The organism is Microbacterium sp. AG1240 (genome assembly GCF_003635115.1).
GTDB lineage: Bacteria > Actinomycetota > Actinomycetes > Actinomycetales > Microbacteriaceae > Microbacterium.
This window is the reverse complement of sequence record NZ_RBXJ01000002.1, coordinates 660450-674149: the sequence shown is the minus strand read 5'-3', so window position 1 is coordinate 674149 and position 13700 is coordinate 660450. Positions and strand designations below refer to the sequence as shown.

Annotated in this window: 15 protein-coding genes; 5 read left to right on the top strand and 10 right to left on the bottom strand. The window is 70.0% G+C overall.

Annotation, left to right across the window (positions count from 1 at the left end):
• Positions 1–40 precede the first annotated feature (40 nt).
• The 5 genes from DEU34_RS11905 to thyX form a co-directional block, all read right to left on the bottom strand.
• Positions 41–532 carry a GNAT family N-acetyltransferase gene (locus DEU34_RS11905; RefSeq protein ID WP_121150471.1) on the bottom strand — a complete coding sequence of 164 codons (492 nt, stop codon included), beginning with the start codon at positions 530–532 and terminating at the stop codon, positions 41–43.
• A 45-nt stretch (positions 533–577) separates the two neighbouring features.
• A complete protein-coding gene (locus tag DEU34_RS11900; RefSeq protein WP_116647346.1) occupies positions 578–2254 on the bottom strand; it encodes a ribonuclease J in 1677 nt (558 codons plus the stop codon).
• 74 nt (positions 2255–2328) lie between these two features.
• The gene (dapA, locus tag DEU34_RS11895) at positions 2329–3306 is read right to left on the bottom strand and encodes a 4-hydroxy-tetrahydrodipicolinate synthase (protein ID WP_116647347.1); all 978 of its coding nucleotides are present in this window, start codon (positions 3304–3306) and stop codon (positions 2329–2331) included.
• A 135-nt stretch (positions 3307–3441) separates the two neighbouring features.
• The gene (locus DEU34_RS11890; RefSeq protein WP_121150469.1) at positions 3442–4206 is read right to left on the bottom strand and encodes an SDR family oxidoreductase; all 765 of its coding nucleotides are present in this window, start codon (positions 4204–4206) and stop codon (positions 3442–3444) included.
• Positions 4207–4213: 7 nt separating this feature from the next.
• The gene (thyX, locus tag DEU34_RS11885) at positions 4214–4963 is read right to left on the bottom strand and encodes an FAD-dependent thymidylate synthase (RefSeq protein WP_121150467.1); all 750 of its coding nucleotides are present in this window, start codon (positions 4961–4963) and stop codon (positions 4214–4216) included.
• Positions 4964–5066: 103 nt separating this feature from the next.
• On the opposite strand from thyX, the gene DEU34_RS11880 reads away from it, so the two are divergent.
• The 4 genes from DEU34_RS11880 to DEU34_RS11865 all read left to right on the top strand — a co-directional run bounded on the left by DEU34_RS11880 (position 5067) and on the right by DEU34_RS11865 (position 7525).
• A complete protein-coding gene (locus tag DEU34_RS11880) occupies positions 5067–5504 on the top strand; it encodes a thioredoxin family protein (RefSeq protein WP_121150465.1) in 438 nt (145 codons plus the stop codon).
• Positions 5497–6084 (top strand): DUF4395 domain-containing protein, encoded by a 588-nt coding sequence (locus DEU34_RS11875; RefSeq protein WP_121150463.1) that lies wholly within the window; start codon positions 5497–5499, stop codon positions 6082–6084. Before DEU34_RS11880 ends, DEU34_RS11875 begins: the two co-directional genes overlap by 8 nt.
• A 117-nt stretch (positions 6085–6201) precedes the next feature.
• A complete protein-coding gene (locus DEU34_RS11870) occupies positions 6202–6627 on the top strand; it encodes an OsmC family peroxiredoxin (RefSeq protein WP_121150461.1) in 426 nt (141 codons plus the stop codon).
• Positions 6620–7525, top strand: a complete 906-nt coding sequence (locus DEU34_RS11865) for a TIGR01777 family oxidoreductase (RefSeq protein ID WP_121150459.1) — start codon at positions 6620–6622, stop codon at positions 7523–7525. Before DEU34_RS11870 ends, DEU34_RS11865 begins: the two co-directional genes overlap by 8 nt.
• A 7-nt stretch (positions 7526–7532) precedes the next feature.
• Here DEU34_RS11865 and DEU34_RS11860 read toward each other — a convergent pair whose 3' ends face one another.
• On the bottom strand, positions 7533–7982 hold the full coding sequence (locus tag DEU34_RS11860; RefSeq protein ID WP_121150457.1) for a hypothetical protein: 450 nt from the start codon (positions 7980–7982) through the stop codon (positions 7533–7535).
• Positions 7979–8809 carry a 4-hydroxy-tetrahydrodipicolinate reductase gene (gene dapB, locus DEU34_RS11855; protein WP_121150456.1) on the bottom strand — a complete coding sequence of 277 codons (831 nt, stop codon included), beginning with the start codon at positions 8807–8809 and terminating at the stop codon, positions 7979–7981. The genes DEU34_RS11860 and dapB overlap by 4 nt, the downstream gene beginning before the upstream one ends.
• A 30-nt stretch (positions 8810–8839) precedes the next feature.
• Between dapB and DEU34_RS11850 the strand changes: the two genes are divergently transcribed.
• The gene (locus DEU34_RS11850) at positions 8840–9310 is read left to right on the top strand and encodes a GNAT family N-acetyltransferase (RefSeq protein ID WP_121150454.1); all 471 of its coding nucleotides are present in this window, start codon (positions 8840–8842) and stop codon (positions 9308–9310) included.
• Positions 9311–9402: 92 nt separating this feature from the next.
• Here the strand turns inward: DEU34_RS11850 and DEU34_RS11845 are convergent, their stop codons facing one another.
• The 3 genes from DEU34_RS11845 to DEU34_RS11835 form a co-directional block, all read right to left on the bottom strand.
• Complete coding sequence (locus DEU34_RS11845) at positions 9403–10005, bottom strand: histidine phosphatase family protein (RefSeq protein WP_121150452.1); 603 nt, start codon at positions 10003–10005, stop codon at positions 9403–9405.
• A 79-nt stretch (positions 10006–10084) separates the two neighbouring features.
• Positions 10085–11110, bottom strand: a complete 1026-nt coding sequence (locus tag DEU34_RS11840) for an aldo/keto reductase (RefSeq protein ID WP_121150450.1) — start codon at positions 11108–11110, stop codon at positions 10085–10087.
• A gap of 225 nt (positions 11111–11335) precedes the next feature.
• Complete coding sequence (locus DEU34_RS11835) at positions 11336–13633, bottom strand: polyribonucleotide nucleotidyltransferase (RefSeq protein ID WP_121150449.1); 2298 nt, start codon at positions 13631–13633, stop codon at positions 11336–11338.
• Between the last annotated feature and the right edge of the window lie 67 nt (positions 13634–13700).

Sequence of the window (13700 nt, the reverse complement as noted above, 5' to 3'; positions counted from 1 at the left end):
TAGGCGCGACCTACGACGTTTGCCCGGAACGACGCGGCGATCAGCGCAGGAGCTTGACCATGGTGTCGCGACCGATACCGCTCCGGGTGACCGCGAAACCCTCCGATCGGTAGAGCACGACGGCGTAGTTGCCCCGCTCGACGCTGAGGCTCAGGCGCGCGTATCCACGGGCGCGCGCCTCGTCGGCGAGGCGGTGCAGCAGCATCCGTCCGATGCCGTGCGCCCGCCAGATCGGGCGCACGCCGATGACGAGCTCGGGCACCCCCGTGCCGACGTACCCGAACCCCGGTTCGCTGCGCGGGAAGAGCCGGAACCGCGCCGCACCGACGGCCTCGCCCGTCGGCACCTGGGCCACCACGCCCACGTCGGCCGGCCGCATCCAGCCGGCGAGGTAGCGCTGATAGTCGGCGGAGGCGAGCACCTCGTGGCGGGGGCGGGCGGCGCCCTCCCTCCAGTTCGCCGCTTCCACGACCATGTCGGCCAGGAACGCGCCGTCCGACTGCGTGGCGGCGCGAACGGCGAAGGCGGGCATGCCCGGAATACTAGCGATCCCGGGCCTGCCCGCCTCGGCGGATCTCTACGCCTCGATGACGAGGGGCACGATCATCGGCCGACGGCGCAGCGACTGGTTGACCCAGCGGCCGATCGTGCGGCGGACGATCTGCGACAGCGCGTGCGGGTCGCGAACGCCCGACTTTGCGGCCTCCGCGAGAGCGGCGGCGATCTTCGGCTTCACGGCCTCGAACACCTTGGTGTCTTCGGCGAAGCCTCGCGCGTGGATCTCGGGCCCCGTGACGACGCGGCCGGTGGCCGAGTCGACGACGACGATGACCGAGATGAAGCCCTCCTCGGCGAGGATGCGGCGGTCCTTCAGGTCGGCGTCGGTGATCTCGCCGACGGTCGACCCGTCGACGTAGACGAAGCCGATGTCGAGCTGGCCGACGACCGTGGCGACACCGTCGCGCAGGTCGACCACGACACCGTTCTCGCCCAGGATCGTGCGCTCGGCGGGGATGCCGGTCTCCTGCGCGAGCTTTGCGTTCGCCGTCAGGTGGCGGTACTCGCCGTGGATGGGGAGCACGTTCTTCGGCTGCAGGATGTTGTAGCAGTAGATCAGCTCGCCCGCCGCGGCGTGGCCCGAGACGTGCACCTTGGCGTTGCCCTTGTGCACGACGTTCGCGCCGAGCTTGGTCAGGCCGTCGATCACGCGGTAGACCGCGTTCTCGTTGCCCGGGATGAGGCTGGAAGCGAGGATGACGGTGTCGCCGGGACCGGGCTCGATCTCGTGGTCCAGGTTGGCCATGCGGCTGAGGACGGCCATCGGCTCGCCCTGCGAGCCGGTGGACATGTAGACGATCTTGTCGTCGGGGATGTCGCGGGCCTTCTTGTAGTCGACGAGCACCCCGTCGGGCACCTTTAGGTAGCCGAGCTGCTCGGCGATCGTCATGTTGCGCACCATGCTGCGGCCCATGAGCGCGACTCGGCGCCCGTTGGCTGCCGCAGCATCCAGCACCTGCTGCACGCGGTGCACGTGACTGGAGAAGCTCGCGACGATCACCCGGCGCGGAGCCTTCGCGATGACCTGGTCGAGCACGGGGCCGATGCTGCGCTCGGTCGGGGTGAACCCGGGCACCTCGGCGTTGGTGGAGTCGACCAGGAAGAGGTCGACGCCCTCCTCTCCCAGCCGGGCGAAAGCGCGGAGGTCGGTGATGCGGCCGTCGAGCGGCAGCTGATCCATCTTGAAGTCGCCGGTGGCCAGCACCAGCCCCGCGGGCGTGCGGATCGCCACGGCGAGGGCATCGGGGATGGAGTGATTGACCGCGATGAACTCGAGGTCGAACGGGCCGACCTGCTCGCGCTGCCCTTCCTTCACCGTCAGCGTGTACGGCTTGATGCGGTGCTCCTTGAGCTTCGCCTCGATCAGCGCGAGCGTCAGACCCGACCCGATGAGGGGCAGGTCGCCCTTGCGCTTGAGGAGGTACGGCACGGCGCCGATGTGGTCTTCGTGACCGTGGGTGAGCACGATGCCGACGATGTCGTCGAGGCGGTGCTTGATCGGCGAGAAGTCAGGAAGGATCAGGTCGACACCGGGCTGGTGCTCCTCGGGGAACAGCACGCCGCAGTCGACGACGAGGAGCTTTCCCTCGTACTCGAAGACGGTCATGTTGCGTCCGACCTCGCCGAGTCCGCCCAGCGGGTACACGCGGAGCGTGCCGGGGGCGAGGGCGGGCGGGTCGTAGACGGTGGTGGGCATGGATTGCCTCCTCGGGACGCCGCGTGCGCAGCATCCGCTCTCTGTGCCCGCGCAGCTCTTCCGCGCGAGCGTCGTTATCTGGTCGTGCCGTGCACCTTCGGCAGTGCGCCACCGGCGGCGGCGTTGCGGTCGGGGCGGAAGTTGGAGAAATCGGCGCCGGGCACGTCGCGCACGAGGTCGAGCTCGTCCTCGATCGCGGCGGCCTCCCACTCCTCGGGTCCGACGAGCGGCAGGCGCACGCGCGGGCTGCCGATGCGGCCGAGGCCGTGCAGGATGTACTTCGCCGACACGGTGCCGGGCACGTGGGTCATCACGGCGCGCACGAGCGGCTCGAGGCGCTGGTGCTCGGCCGTCGCCGTGGCGAGATCGCCGCGGTTGACCGCGTCGACGATCGTGCGGTACGGGGCGGCCGCGATGTTCGCGGTGACCCCGATGAGGCCGGTGGCGCCGATCGCGAGGTGCGGGAGCACGTTGGCGTCGTCGCCGGAGAAGTACATGAGGTCGGTCTGGTTCAGCACGCGGCTGACCTCGCTGAAGTCGCCCTTGGCGTCTTTGATGGCGAGGATGTTCGGATGCTTCGCGAGGCGCAGGATCGTCTCGTACCGGATCGGCACACCCGTGCGCCCGGGGATGTCGTAGAGAATCACCGGGAGGTCGGTCGCATCGGCGACGAGGCGGAAGTGGGTGAGGATGCCCGCCTGAGTGGGCTTGTTGTAGTACGGCGTGACGATCATGATGCCGTCGGCGCCGGCCTTCTCGCTCGCGCGGTAGAGCTCGATGGCGTGGGCGGTCTCGTTCGAGCCGCCGCCGGTGACGATCTTCGCCCGCCCGGCGGCGACATCCTTGCCGACCTCGACGAGGCGGATCTTCTCGGGGTCGGTCAGGGTCGACGTCTCGCCCGTCGTGCCCGTGACGACGATGCCGTCGGCGCCGGCCGTGATGACGGCGTCCATGTGCTTCTCGACCGCGGGCCAATCGACTTCGCCGTCGGCCGTCATCGGAGTGACGAGCGCGACGAGAACCTGTCCGAAAGGATTGCCCGTGTGCGTCATGGGTCCAGGCTATCGGTCCCCGGGCCGCTGCCCGGAGGCCGACCTCGCACGAGCGGAGGAGATCTCACCGGCGGAGGATCGGCGGGCCCAGGTTCGTCCGCCGTTCGTGAGATGTCCTCCGGCGATCGCGCCGGGTCAGCGTCCGCGTTCGGCGGCCCGCATCACCAGCGCATCCGGCAGCACGCGCGACAGCGCGACGAGCGCCCTGTACCGTGCCGACGGTATGGAGACCGACCGCCCGCGCGCGACATCGCGGAGCGCTTCGGACACCACCGCCGGCGCCTCCAGCCACATCCCGTTCGGAACGCCCTCTTCTCCCGGGGGCAGTCCGAGCCGCTCGTGGAAGTTCGTGTGCACGAATCCCGGACACACCGCGGTCGCGGTGACTCCTCGCCGTCGATAGCGGGCGTTCGCCCAGCGGCTGAACTGGATGAGCCAGCCCTTGACCGCACCGTAGGTTCCGCGCGGCACGAAGCCGGCCACGGAGGCGACGTTGACGATGCGCCCGCTCCCCCGCTCGAGCATGCCCGGCAGCACCGCGTGCATCAGCCGCATCGGCACCTCGACATGAAGCGCGAGGTGTCGCGCTTCGTCGTCGATGTCGTTGGTCTCGAAAGCGAGGTCGAGTCCGTATCCGGCGTTGTTGACCAGCATGTCGATCGGATGCTGCGGGTCGGCCAACCTCGCCACGACCGCGTCGCGCTGCTCGCGGTCCAGGAGGTCGGCGACCAGCACGTCGACGGCGGCGCCGCGCGCACCGCGCACCTCGGCGGCCACGGCCTCGAGCGCCGACCGGTCGCGGGCGACCAGCACCAGCCCGACCCCGCGCGCCGCGAGCTGGCGGGCGAACTCGGCGCCCAGCCCCGAGCTCGCCCCGGTGATCAGTGCCGTGCGCGCCATGGCGGCGCTACGGCGAGACGCGGCCGTTGGCGTTGAAGGCCGCGTGAGTGAGCGGCATCAGCTCGGTCCAGATGGATTCCATCTTCTCGGCGCACATCTCGATCTCGCGCTGCGGGAACGACGGGAAGTGCGTCCCCTCGACCTTCGTGCGGAGGGAGAGGAAGTTCATGAGCGACCGCGCGTTCATCGTCACGTACATCGACGAGTAGATGTTGAGCGGCAGCACGATGCGCGCGACCTCGCGGGCGACGCCGGCATCCAGCATCCGCTGGTAGGCGAGGAAGGCGAACTCCGATGCGTCGCGGGTGGCGGTGTCGACCAACGCGTGCTGCTCGGGCGTGCCGGGCAGGAACTCGTAGGCGCCGGGCTTGCCGACCTGCAGAAGGTTGCGCTCGGGCGCGGGGACGTAGAACACCGGACGCAGCTCGCGGTAGCGGCCCGATTCCTCGTTGTACGACGCCATGCGGTGCCGCATGAACTCGCGGAACACGAAGATCGGCGCCTGGATGTAGAACGTCATCGAGTTGTGCTCGAAGGGCGAGCCGTGGCGGTCGCGCATCAGGTAGTTGATGAGGCCGCGGTCTTTCGCGGAGGCCTCCGTGCCGGCCTGAGCCTCCCCGAGGGTCTGCTCCCCCTGCGTGGACACTCGGGCGGCGAACAGGACGTCGGAATCACTGGCGCTCGCGCGCACCAACTCCACGGTCACATCGCTGCGGAACTGGATCTCGGTCGCGGGGCTGGCTTCGACGTCGCTCACGGGAGCCACCTTATCCGGCGCATCGCATCCTCTGTGACGCCACTCGCGTCATACGGGGCATCACCGGCCCCCGAGGCCCGCGCAGCCATTAGCGTGGACTGCTATGACTCTCGTGGAAGCCCTGATCGGCCTCGCCGCCCTCCTCGCGGTGGCGGTGCTGGTCGGCGCAGTGATGCAGGTGCGGCAGGGACGCGCTCGATCCCACGTGCGATCCGAGATCGTGGAGCCGCAGCGGCTCGGGGCCGACGGCCTCGGCGAGCGGGCGACCCTGCTGCAGTTCAGCACCGAGATGTGCTCGCGCTGCCCCGGGGTGCACCGCACTCTCTCGGCTCTGGCATCCGAGCACGACGGGGTGCGTCATCTCGACGTCGACCTCACCCACCGTCCCGACATCGCCCGGCACTTCCAGGTGATGCAGACCCCCACCACGCTCATCCTCGACCGACGCGGCGCGGTGCAATCCCGCATCGGCGGGGTGCCCAACCCCCACGTCGTGCAGCTCGAGCTCGCCCGTCTCGCCGAGGAGACCGCCGATGTCTGACTCCCCCGCCCGCGGTATCGACCCGCGCGGACCGCGCTTCGCCGCATCCGTGACCACCGTGCTTCTCGCGATCGCCGTCGTGCTGTCGCTGGTCGGGCTGTCGACGGCTCGGGGCATCGGAAACTTCGGAGCGTTCGCCTCGGCGCCCGCCGGCGATTTCGCGTTCGCCGCCGGCTCGGAGCCGTGGGCGCTGCCCACCGCCTCGGTCGCCCAGCGCGTGCTCGACCCCGCGTTCCTGCTGCTGTTGGTCGTCGCGCTCCTGTTCGTCTGGGGCGTCGTCGCGCCGCGCACCGCCCCATGGGCGGTGCTGTTCCGCACCGTCGTGCAGCCGCGCCTCGCCCCGCCTCGCGACCTCGAAGACCCCCGTCCGCCGCGCTTCGCGCAGGGCGTCGGGCTGTTCGTCGTGAGCGTGGGTCTCATCCTGCAGGTCGCCGGCGTGCCGTGGGCGCTGCCGATCGCGGCCGCCATGGCCTTCATCGCAGCCTTCCTGAACGCCGTTTTCGGCCTCTGCCTCGGATGCCAGCTCTACCTGGCGTTCCAGCGCGCGGGTCTTGTCGGTCGGGCCCGCGCGGCCGTCTGATCACCGCGAGTACCACGGGCGCTCGCCCGCTGTCGAGGCACGCCCGTGACAGCCACCCGGTGGCTAGGCTGGCGCTCGAAGCGTCGTGCCGCGCGGCGCGAACTATCGGAGGTCACGATGTCGGTCACCAGCGAAGCCACCACCGCCTGGAAGGGCACCCTGTTCGAAGGCTCGGGATCCGTCGCACTCGCGTCGTCGGGTGCCGGAACGTTCGACGTCAACTGGAAGGCTCGCAGCGAGGGCTCCAGTGCGGTCACCACCCCCGAGGAACTCCTCGCCGCGGCGCACTCGTCCTGCTTCAGCATGGCGCTCTCCAACGCGCTCGCCGAGAACGGCACCCCGCCGGAGTCGATCGACGCGACAGCATCCGTGACCTTTAAACCGGGCACCGGCATCACCGGCAGCCACCTGAACGTCAACGCCGTCGTCCCCGGCATCGACGCTGCGGCGTTCGACGCGATCGCTCAGGACGCGAAGGCGAACTGCCCCGTCTCGCAGGCGCTCGCGGGCATCGAGATCACGCTCGAGGCAACGCTTGCCTGAGGGTCGTCGCGTCGTCATCGCCGGCGCTTCCGGACTGATCGGCGAGGCCCTCGTCGCCTCGTTGCGCGCCGACGGCGTGACCGTGACGACGCTCGTGCGCCGCCCGCCGGCACACGACGACGAGGTGCAGTGGCTCGAGGATGCGACTCCTCTGCCGCCGTCGGTCCTGGAAGGGGCCGACGCGGTCGTGGGCCTCAACGGCGCGAGCATCGGGAAGTTCCCGTGGACGCGGTCGTACAAGAGCACGCTGCTGTGGTCGAGGATCACGCCCACGCGCACGCTCGCCGCAGCGGTCCGCGCGTTGGGCGACGACGCCCCGGCTTTCATCAACGCCTCGGCGACGGGCTTCTACGGCTCGGCGCCGGGGGCCCGCCTCACGGAGACCTCACCCCGGGGCGAAGGGTTCCTTTCCGATCTGACCGGCGAGTGGGAGAACGCCGCTCGCGGGGCCGGCGGGAAGGCTCGCGTGGCGCTGTTGCGCACCGCGCCCGTGGTGCACGAGCGGGGCGTTCTGAAACCGCTGATGATGTTGACGAAGTTCGGCGTGTCGGGCCCGATCGGGCGGGGCACGCAGGTGTGGCCGTGGATCTCGCTCGATGACGAGGTCGCCGCCATCCGGCACGTCATCGACCGCGACATCGACGGACCGGTGAACCTCACCGGCCCCACGCGCGCCACGGCGAACGACCTCGGTTTCGCGCTCGCCCGCCGCATGAACCGCCCGTACGTTCTGCGCGCACCCGTCTTCGCGGTGAAGCTGGCGCTCGGGTCGGACGCGACCGAGGGGCTCCTCACGAACGACGCGCACGTCGTGCCCGAGGTGCTCGAGACGTCAGGTTTCGCCTTCTCGCAGCCGACCGTCGAAGACGCCGTCGCGCACGCTGTGCCCGAGGCCTGAATCGGCTTCAGGCGCGGCGGGTGGCCGACTCGAGCTTGATGGCGGTGCGGATCGCTCCGCGGGCACGGCGGCGGTCGCCCGAGCCGTCGTAAGCCAGCCCGAGCCGGTACCACGAGCGCCAGTCGTCGGGGTTCTTCTCGACCTCTTCCCGGTAGGCGGGGAAGACGGCGTCGGCGTCGTCGCGTACGACGCGGCCGCTGGGGCGCACCTCGAGCTCCTCGGCAGGCAGCGCGTTGTCGGCGGCGAGCCGCTTGCCGAGCTGTTCGGCCCGCACGCCGAACCAGAGTTCACGTCCGAGGCCCCAGATGGCGACCACGGGTAACACGACGAGGGCCACGCCGAGGCCGATCCCGACGCCTTCACCGCTGGAGAGAAGCACCCAGGCGCGCTGGCCGACGAGGCCGATGTACAGCAGCAGGAGCACCGCCATCACGGCGACGCCGATACGAGCGGTCATGCGTCGGTGGGGCGGTCGAAGGCCGTCGCACTGGCGACCTGGCCGGGCACGCCCGAGTCGTCGATCGGCTTCGACTCGCGCTCGCGGGGCGTGCGCAGACCGAGGTCGATGAAGGAGTCGAGACCGACGATCACCCCGCGGGCTTCGCGCGCGGCGCCGAGGGCGATGCGGATGCCCGGCGCGTAGGCGAGCGCCGGTTCGATCGTGTCGTGGACGATTGTGACCGATTCCCCCGGTCCCGACAGAATGGTCTCTTGGCGCGCCACCACGCCCGGGCGGCGCAGCGAGTGGATGGGCACGCTCGCGACTTGCTGGCCCCGAGCGCGCTGGTCGGCGTGGGGCGACTCGACCGGACCCGCCGAGGAGCGCGCGGCCGCGATCATCTCCGCGGTGCGCACGGCCGTGCCGCTGGGCGAGTCGATCTTGGTGTCGCGGTGCGCTTCGACGATCTCGATGGATGCGAAGAACGGGGCCGCGGCGGCGGCGAGGGCCGAACCGATGATCGAGCCGAGCGAGAAGTTCGGGATGAACACGACGCCCGTCCCCGCCTTCTCGACCAGGGGACGCACCAGCGCGATGCGCTCGTTCGACCAGCCAGAGGTTCCGACGAGAACGTTGATGCCACGCTCGACGGCGGCGCGCACCACGTCGAGGGAGACGGCGGGCGTCGAGGCGTCGATCACGAGGTCGCACCCGTCGATGTCGGCTAGGTCCGAACGCGACGTCAGCACGCCCACGACCTCGAACCCGGGCTCCGCCTCCGCGACCTCGCGAATCACGCCGCCGAGCTTCCCCGTACCGCCCACGATGGTCACGCGCGTCGTCATGCCCCCAGCCTACGGCGCTACCCTCGACCCATGACCGAGATCCGCCCCGTGCCGGTCGATCACTCCGACGCGCACGGTCTGCTCGAGGAGTACTTCGCCCTCCGAGCATCCATCTTCCCGGGTGGCACGTACCGCACCGTCTTCCCGGAGGCCGCCACGTTCACCGAGCCCGCCGGCGTCTTCGTCGTGCTGTACGACGACGACGAGCCGGTCGGATGCGGCGGAATCCGCCGTCTCGCCGACGGCCCTCACGGCCCCCGCTACGAGGTCAAGCACCTCTACGTCTGCGACGCCGGTCGCGGCCGCGGATGGGGCCGGATGCTGCTCGCCGACCTCGAGACGAGAGCCGCCGCTCACGGCGCCGCCGAGATGGTTCTCGACACCCACCACACCCTCGACGCCGCCGGCGCGCTCTACGCCCGGTCGGGCTACGAGCAGATCGACCCCTACAACGACAACGCGAACGCGACGCGCTGGTACGCGAAGGCGCTGGGCGCGTAGCGCCCCCCCCTGAAACACGCGGATCGGCCGAGACGCGCCGCCTGGCGCGGTGTTTCGGCCGATCGTGGTGTCTCGCGCGGCGCGGGGACGCGCTAGACGGGGATCGTCTCGGGAAGGCCGGTGCGCAGCTCGAACGGAAGGTGCGCGAGATCGTTGTGGGTGAGCATCGACCAGGGACGGCCCTTGCGCTGCGACAGCACCGTCAGGCCGCAGTGCGCCTGGTTGAGCGTCATCCAGCGCCAGTCGGGCGTCTGGAGCACCTCGCGCACGAACCACGCGATCACGAAGTTGTGCGTGATGAGCAGCTCGTGAACCTCGCCCGGCTTGCGCACGAGGAATTCGCTCGTCGCGTCCGCCATCTGCGCGCTGCCGGCTTCTACCTCGGCTTCGGTGACGCTGCCGAAGAAGGGCTCGTACGCCCCGGGGGTGTCTTCGGTCATGCCCGTCGGCACGCAGTCGAACAACAGCGCCGACGGCTGCGGTGAGACTGACGGCAGGCGCTCGGCGACCGCGGCGGCGGTCTGGGCGGCCCGTTCCAGCGGCGAGTGCCACACGGCGTCGAGCGGCACCCCCGACAGTCGGTCGGCGATCAGGGCGGCCTGGCGGATGCCCCGCGGCGAGAGCGGACCGTCGGTGAGCCCGTGCTCCGCGTCTTGATGCTCGCCGTGACGCACGAGATAGAGGTAGTGCGTCACGTCAACTCGATTCGTCGTCGGGCGGCGTACTCCGTGCCACGCATTTCAGCCTACGACACGGGTCGCGGCAGCGCTCGGGTTACTCGACGGCGCGCGCGATATCGGCGAGGTGCGAACGACTCAGGCGCGCGCCGACTCCCTGGATGAGCTCGACCACGTTCTCGGGCGCCACCGCGTTCACGATGGGCGCGGTGACGACCTTCTGCGCGAGCAGCCACGCGACGGCGACCGCGGCGTCGGGGAGGCCCAGCTCGGCGCCGACGGCGTCGAGGGCGCGCAATGCCCGGCTTCCGCGGCGGTTCAGGTTCGCGGTGAGCTGCGCACCACGCACGGATCGTACGACGCTCGGGCGTGTACGGTGCCCACCGGCGAGGAATCCGTGCTCGAGGGCGTGCGACGGCGTGAAGGCCATCGCCTGCGCCCCCGCCACCAGGCGCAGGTCGCCGGTGAACTCCTCACGACGCAGCAGGTTGTACGGCGCGTCGAGGACGGTGATGCGCGGGTATCCGGCCGACGAGAGGATGCGGGCCTCCACCAGCTGGGCGGCGGTGTACCCGTAGGCGCCCACCGCTCGCACCTTGCCCGATTCGACCAGCCACTCGGCGGTGGCGAGGGTGTCTTCGAGCACCGCACCCCGGTCGCTCGTCGCGTCGAGGTACAGGACGTCGATCCGGTCGGTCATCAGGCGCGCGAGGGATGCTTCGACCGCACGTACGAGCGACACCGAACCCAGCCCGGGGTTGTCGGGGTGGCCCCCGACGCGAACGGCCACGACCGTGTCATCGCGCATTCCGCGCGAGTGCAGCCACTGCCCCACGATGTACTCGCTGCGTCCTGCCGAGTAGCTGTCGGCGGTGTGGATCGCGTTGCCGCCCAGCTCGGCGTAGGTGTCGAGGATGGCGTGACTGGAGGCGATGTCGACGTTCCAGCCGAACTCGGCAGCCCCGAGGAAGAGGGGGAACACGTCGAAGCCCGAGTCGCCCAGGGCTGCGCGCACGACGCTTCCCACGCCGGCGCCCTGCACCGGGATGGGAGCGGACGGATGGGGGAACCCGACTGCGGGCGGGCCGAAGGGCGTCGTACCTCCGACGCTCAACCCCGACATCACGCGACTCCCTGCTGATCGGTTCCGCTGCGGGAGGGAGTTCTCGACTTCGCGACACGTCCCGGATTCCCGCGTACTTCGAGGCTAGAGCAGACAGCGCACCCGGCCTCCGCCCACCCCGCCCGCTCGATAAACATTCGGTAACGGTTTCAGACGGCGAATGCCCGCCCCGCCGAAGCGGAACGGGCATTCACGGTCGTCCGGTCACCGGGACCGGACGGAGGATCAACCCTCGGCGGGAGCCTCGGGGCCCTCGCTCGCGGCTGCGGAGCCTTCCTGGTCGGCGGCCTCCTGGTCGTCGGTGACGGGCTCGAGCGACAGCTTGCCGCGGTCGTCGATCTTCGTGATGCGCACGAGGAGCTTCTGGCCGACCGAGAGCACGTCGTCGACGTTCTCGACGCGCTTGCCACCGGCGAGCTTGCGCACCTCGCTGACGTGGAGCAGGCCGTCCTTGCCCGGGAGCAGCGAGACGAACGCACCGAACGTGGCGATCTTGACGACGGTTCCGAGGAACTGCTCGCCGACCTCGGGGTTGGTCGGGTTCGCGATCGCGTTGACCTGGGCGCGGGCGGCCTCGGCCGAGGGACCGTCGACGGCGCCGATGTAGACCGTGCCGTCCTCCTCGATGGAGATGTCGGCGCCGGTCTCGTCCTGGATGGCGTTGATCGTCTTGCCCTTGGGGCCGATGAGCTCACCGATCTTGTCGACCGGGATCTGCACGCTGATGACGCGGGGCGCGGTGGGCGCCATCTCGTCGGGGGCGTCGATCGCGGCGTTCAGCACACCGAGGATCGTCAGGCGGGCTTCCTTGGCCTGGGTCAGCGCGGCGGCGAGCACCGACGACGGGATGCCGTCGAGCTTCGTGTCGAGCTGGATCGCGGTGATGAACTCGCTCGTACCGGCGACCTTGAAGTCCATGTCGCCGAGTGCGTCTTCGGCACCGAGGATGTCGGTCAGCGCGGCGTAGCGGGTCTGACCGTCGACCTCGTCGGTGACGAGACCCATCGCGATGCCCGCGACCGGCGCGCGCAGCGGCACACCGGCGTTCAGGAGCGACAGGGTGGAGGCGCAGACCGAGCCCATCGACGTCGAACCGTTGGAGCCGAGAGCCTCGGACACCTGGCGGATGGCGTAGGGGAACTCGTCGCGCGCCGGCAGAACCGGAACGAGCGCGCGCTCGGCGAGGAAGCCGTGCCCGATCTCGCGACGCTTGGGGCTTCCCACACGGCCGGTCTCACCGGTCGAGTACGGCGGGAAGTTGTAGTGGTGCATGTAGCGCTTGCGCGTGATCGGCGACAGCGAGTCGATCTGCTGCTCCATCTTCAGCATGTTCAGCGTGGTGACACCCAGGATCTGGGTCTCGCCGCGCTGGAAGATGGCCGAACCGTGCACGCGCGGGATGACCTGCACCTCGGCGTCGAGCGGGCGGATGTCGGCGAGGCCGCGGCCGTCCATGCGGACGCCCTCGGACAGGATGCGTCCGCGCACGATGATCTTGGTGACCGACTTGTACGCGGCCGAGAACTCCAGCGTCGCGACGGCGGGCAGCTCGCCCGCCTCGACGGCGGCGAGCAGCTCTGCCTTGACGGCCGACTTGAGCTCGTCATCGGCGTTCTGACGCTCCTGCTTGTCGGCGATCTGGTAGATCGGGACGAGCTTGTCGTAGGCGCGGCCGGCGACGAAGTCGTAGGTCTCCTGGCTGTAGGCCGGGAAGACGGGGAACGACTGGATCTCCTTGGCCGCGGTGTTCGCCACGGCGTTCTGGGCATCCACGAGCTGCTTCAGGAACGGCTTCGCGGCCTCGAGGCCCTCGGCGACGACCTGCTCGTTGGGCTTGACGGCCCCGCCCTTGATGAGGTTCCAGCTGCCCTCGGTGGCTTCGGCTTCGACCATCATGATCGCGACGTCTTCGTTGCCGTTGGCGTCGGTGATGACACGGCCGGCCACGATGAGGTCGAACACGGCCTCCTCGAGCTGCGACACGGTCGGGAAGGCGATCCACTGGTCGGCGGTCTCACCGGCACCGGGGATGAGCGCGAGGCGCACACCGGCGATCGGACCCGAGAACGGCAGACCCGAGATCTGGGTCGAGAGGGATGCGGCGTTGATCGCGAGCGCGTCGTAGAACTCGCCCGGTGCGATCGACAGCACGGTGACGACGATCTGCACCTCGTTGCGGAGGCCGGAGACGAACGACGGGCGCAGCGGCCGGTCGATCAGACGGCAGACGAGGATCGCTTCGGTCGAGGGGCGACCCTCGCGACGGAAGAACGAGCCGGGGATCTTGCCCGCGGCGTACGAGCGCTCTTCGACGTCGACGGTCAGCGGGAAGAAGTCGAAGCCTTCGCGCGGGTGCTTGCCGGCGCTGGTGGCCGAGAGGAGCATCGTCTCCTCGTCGAGGTACGCGGCGACCGCGCCCTGCGCCTGCTGCGCGAGGCGACCGGTTTCGAAGCGAACGGTGCGGGTGCCGAAACGGCCGTTGTCGAGAACGGCTTCAGCGGCGGTGATTTCAGGACCTTCCAAGAGGTCTCTCCTTCTTTGTTTAGACTCGCGCGCCCGAATGGCGACGCGAGGCAATCGAAGGAGCAGG

Coding starts and splice junctions, on each gene's coding strand:
- DEU34_RS11905 (WP_121150471.1), bottom strand. CDS start 532: ATGCCCGCCTTCGCCGTTCGCGCCGCCACGCAGTCGGACGGCGCGTTC.
- DEU34_RS11900 (WP_116647346.1), bottom strand. CDS start 2,254: ATGCCCACCACCGTCTACGACCCGCCCGCCCTCGCCCCCGGCACGCTC.
- dapA (WP_116647347.1), bottom strand. CDS start 3,306: ATGACGCACACGGGCAATCCTTTCGGACAGGTTCTCGTCGCGCTCGTC.
- DEU34_RS11890 (WP_121150469.1), bottom strand. CDS start 4,206: ATGGCGCGCACGGCACTGATCACCGGGGCGAGCTCGGGGCTGGGCGCC.
- DEU34_RS11880 (WP_121150465.1), top strand. CDS start 5,067: ATGACTCTCGTGGAAGCCCTGATCGGCCTCGCCGCCCTCCTCGCGGTG.
- DEU34_RS11875 (WP_121150463.1), top strand. CDS start 5,497: ATGTCTGACTCCCCCGCCCGCGGTATCGACCCGCGCGGACCGCGCTTC.
- DEU34_RS11870 (WP_121150461.1), top strand. CDS start 6,202: ATGTCGGTCACCAGCGAAGCCACCACCGCCTGGAAGGGCACCCTGTTC.
- DEU34_RS11860 (WP_121150457.1), bottom strand. CDS start 7,982: ATGACCGCTCGTATCGGCGTCGCCGTGATGGCGGTGCTCCTGCTGCTG.
- dapB (WP_121150456.1), bottom strand. CDS start 8,809: ATGACGACGCGCGTGACCATCGTGGGCGGTACGGGGAAGCTCGGCGGC.
- DEU34_RS11850 (WP_121150454.1), top strand. CDS start 8,840: ATGACCGAGATCCGCCCCGTGCCGGTCGATCACTCCGACGCGCACGGT.
- DEU34_RS11840 (WP_121150450.1), bottom strand. CDS start 11,110: ATGTCGGGGTTGAGCGTCGGAGGTACGACGCCCTTCGGCCCGCCCGCA.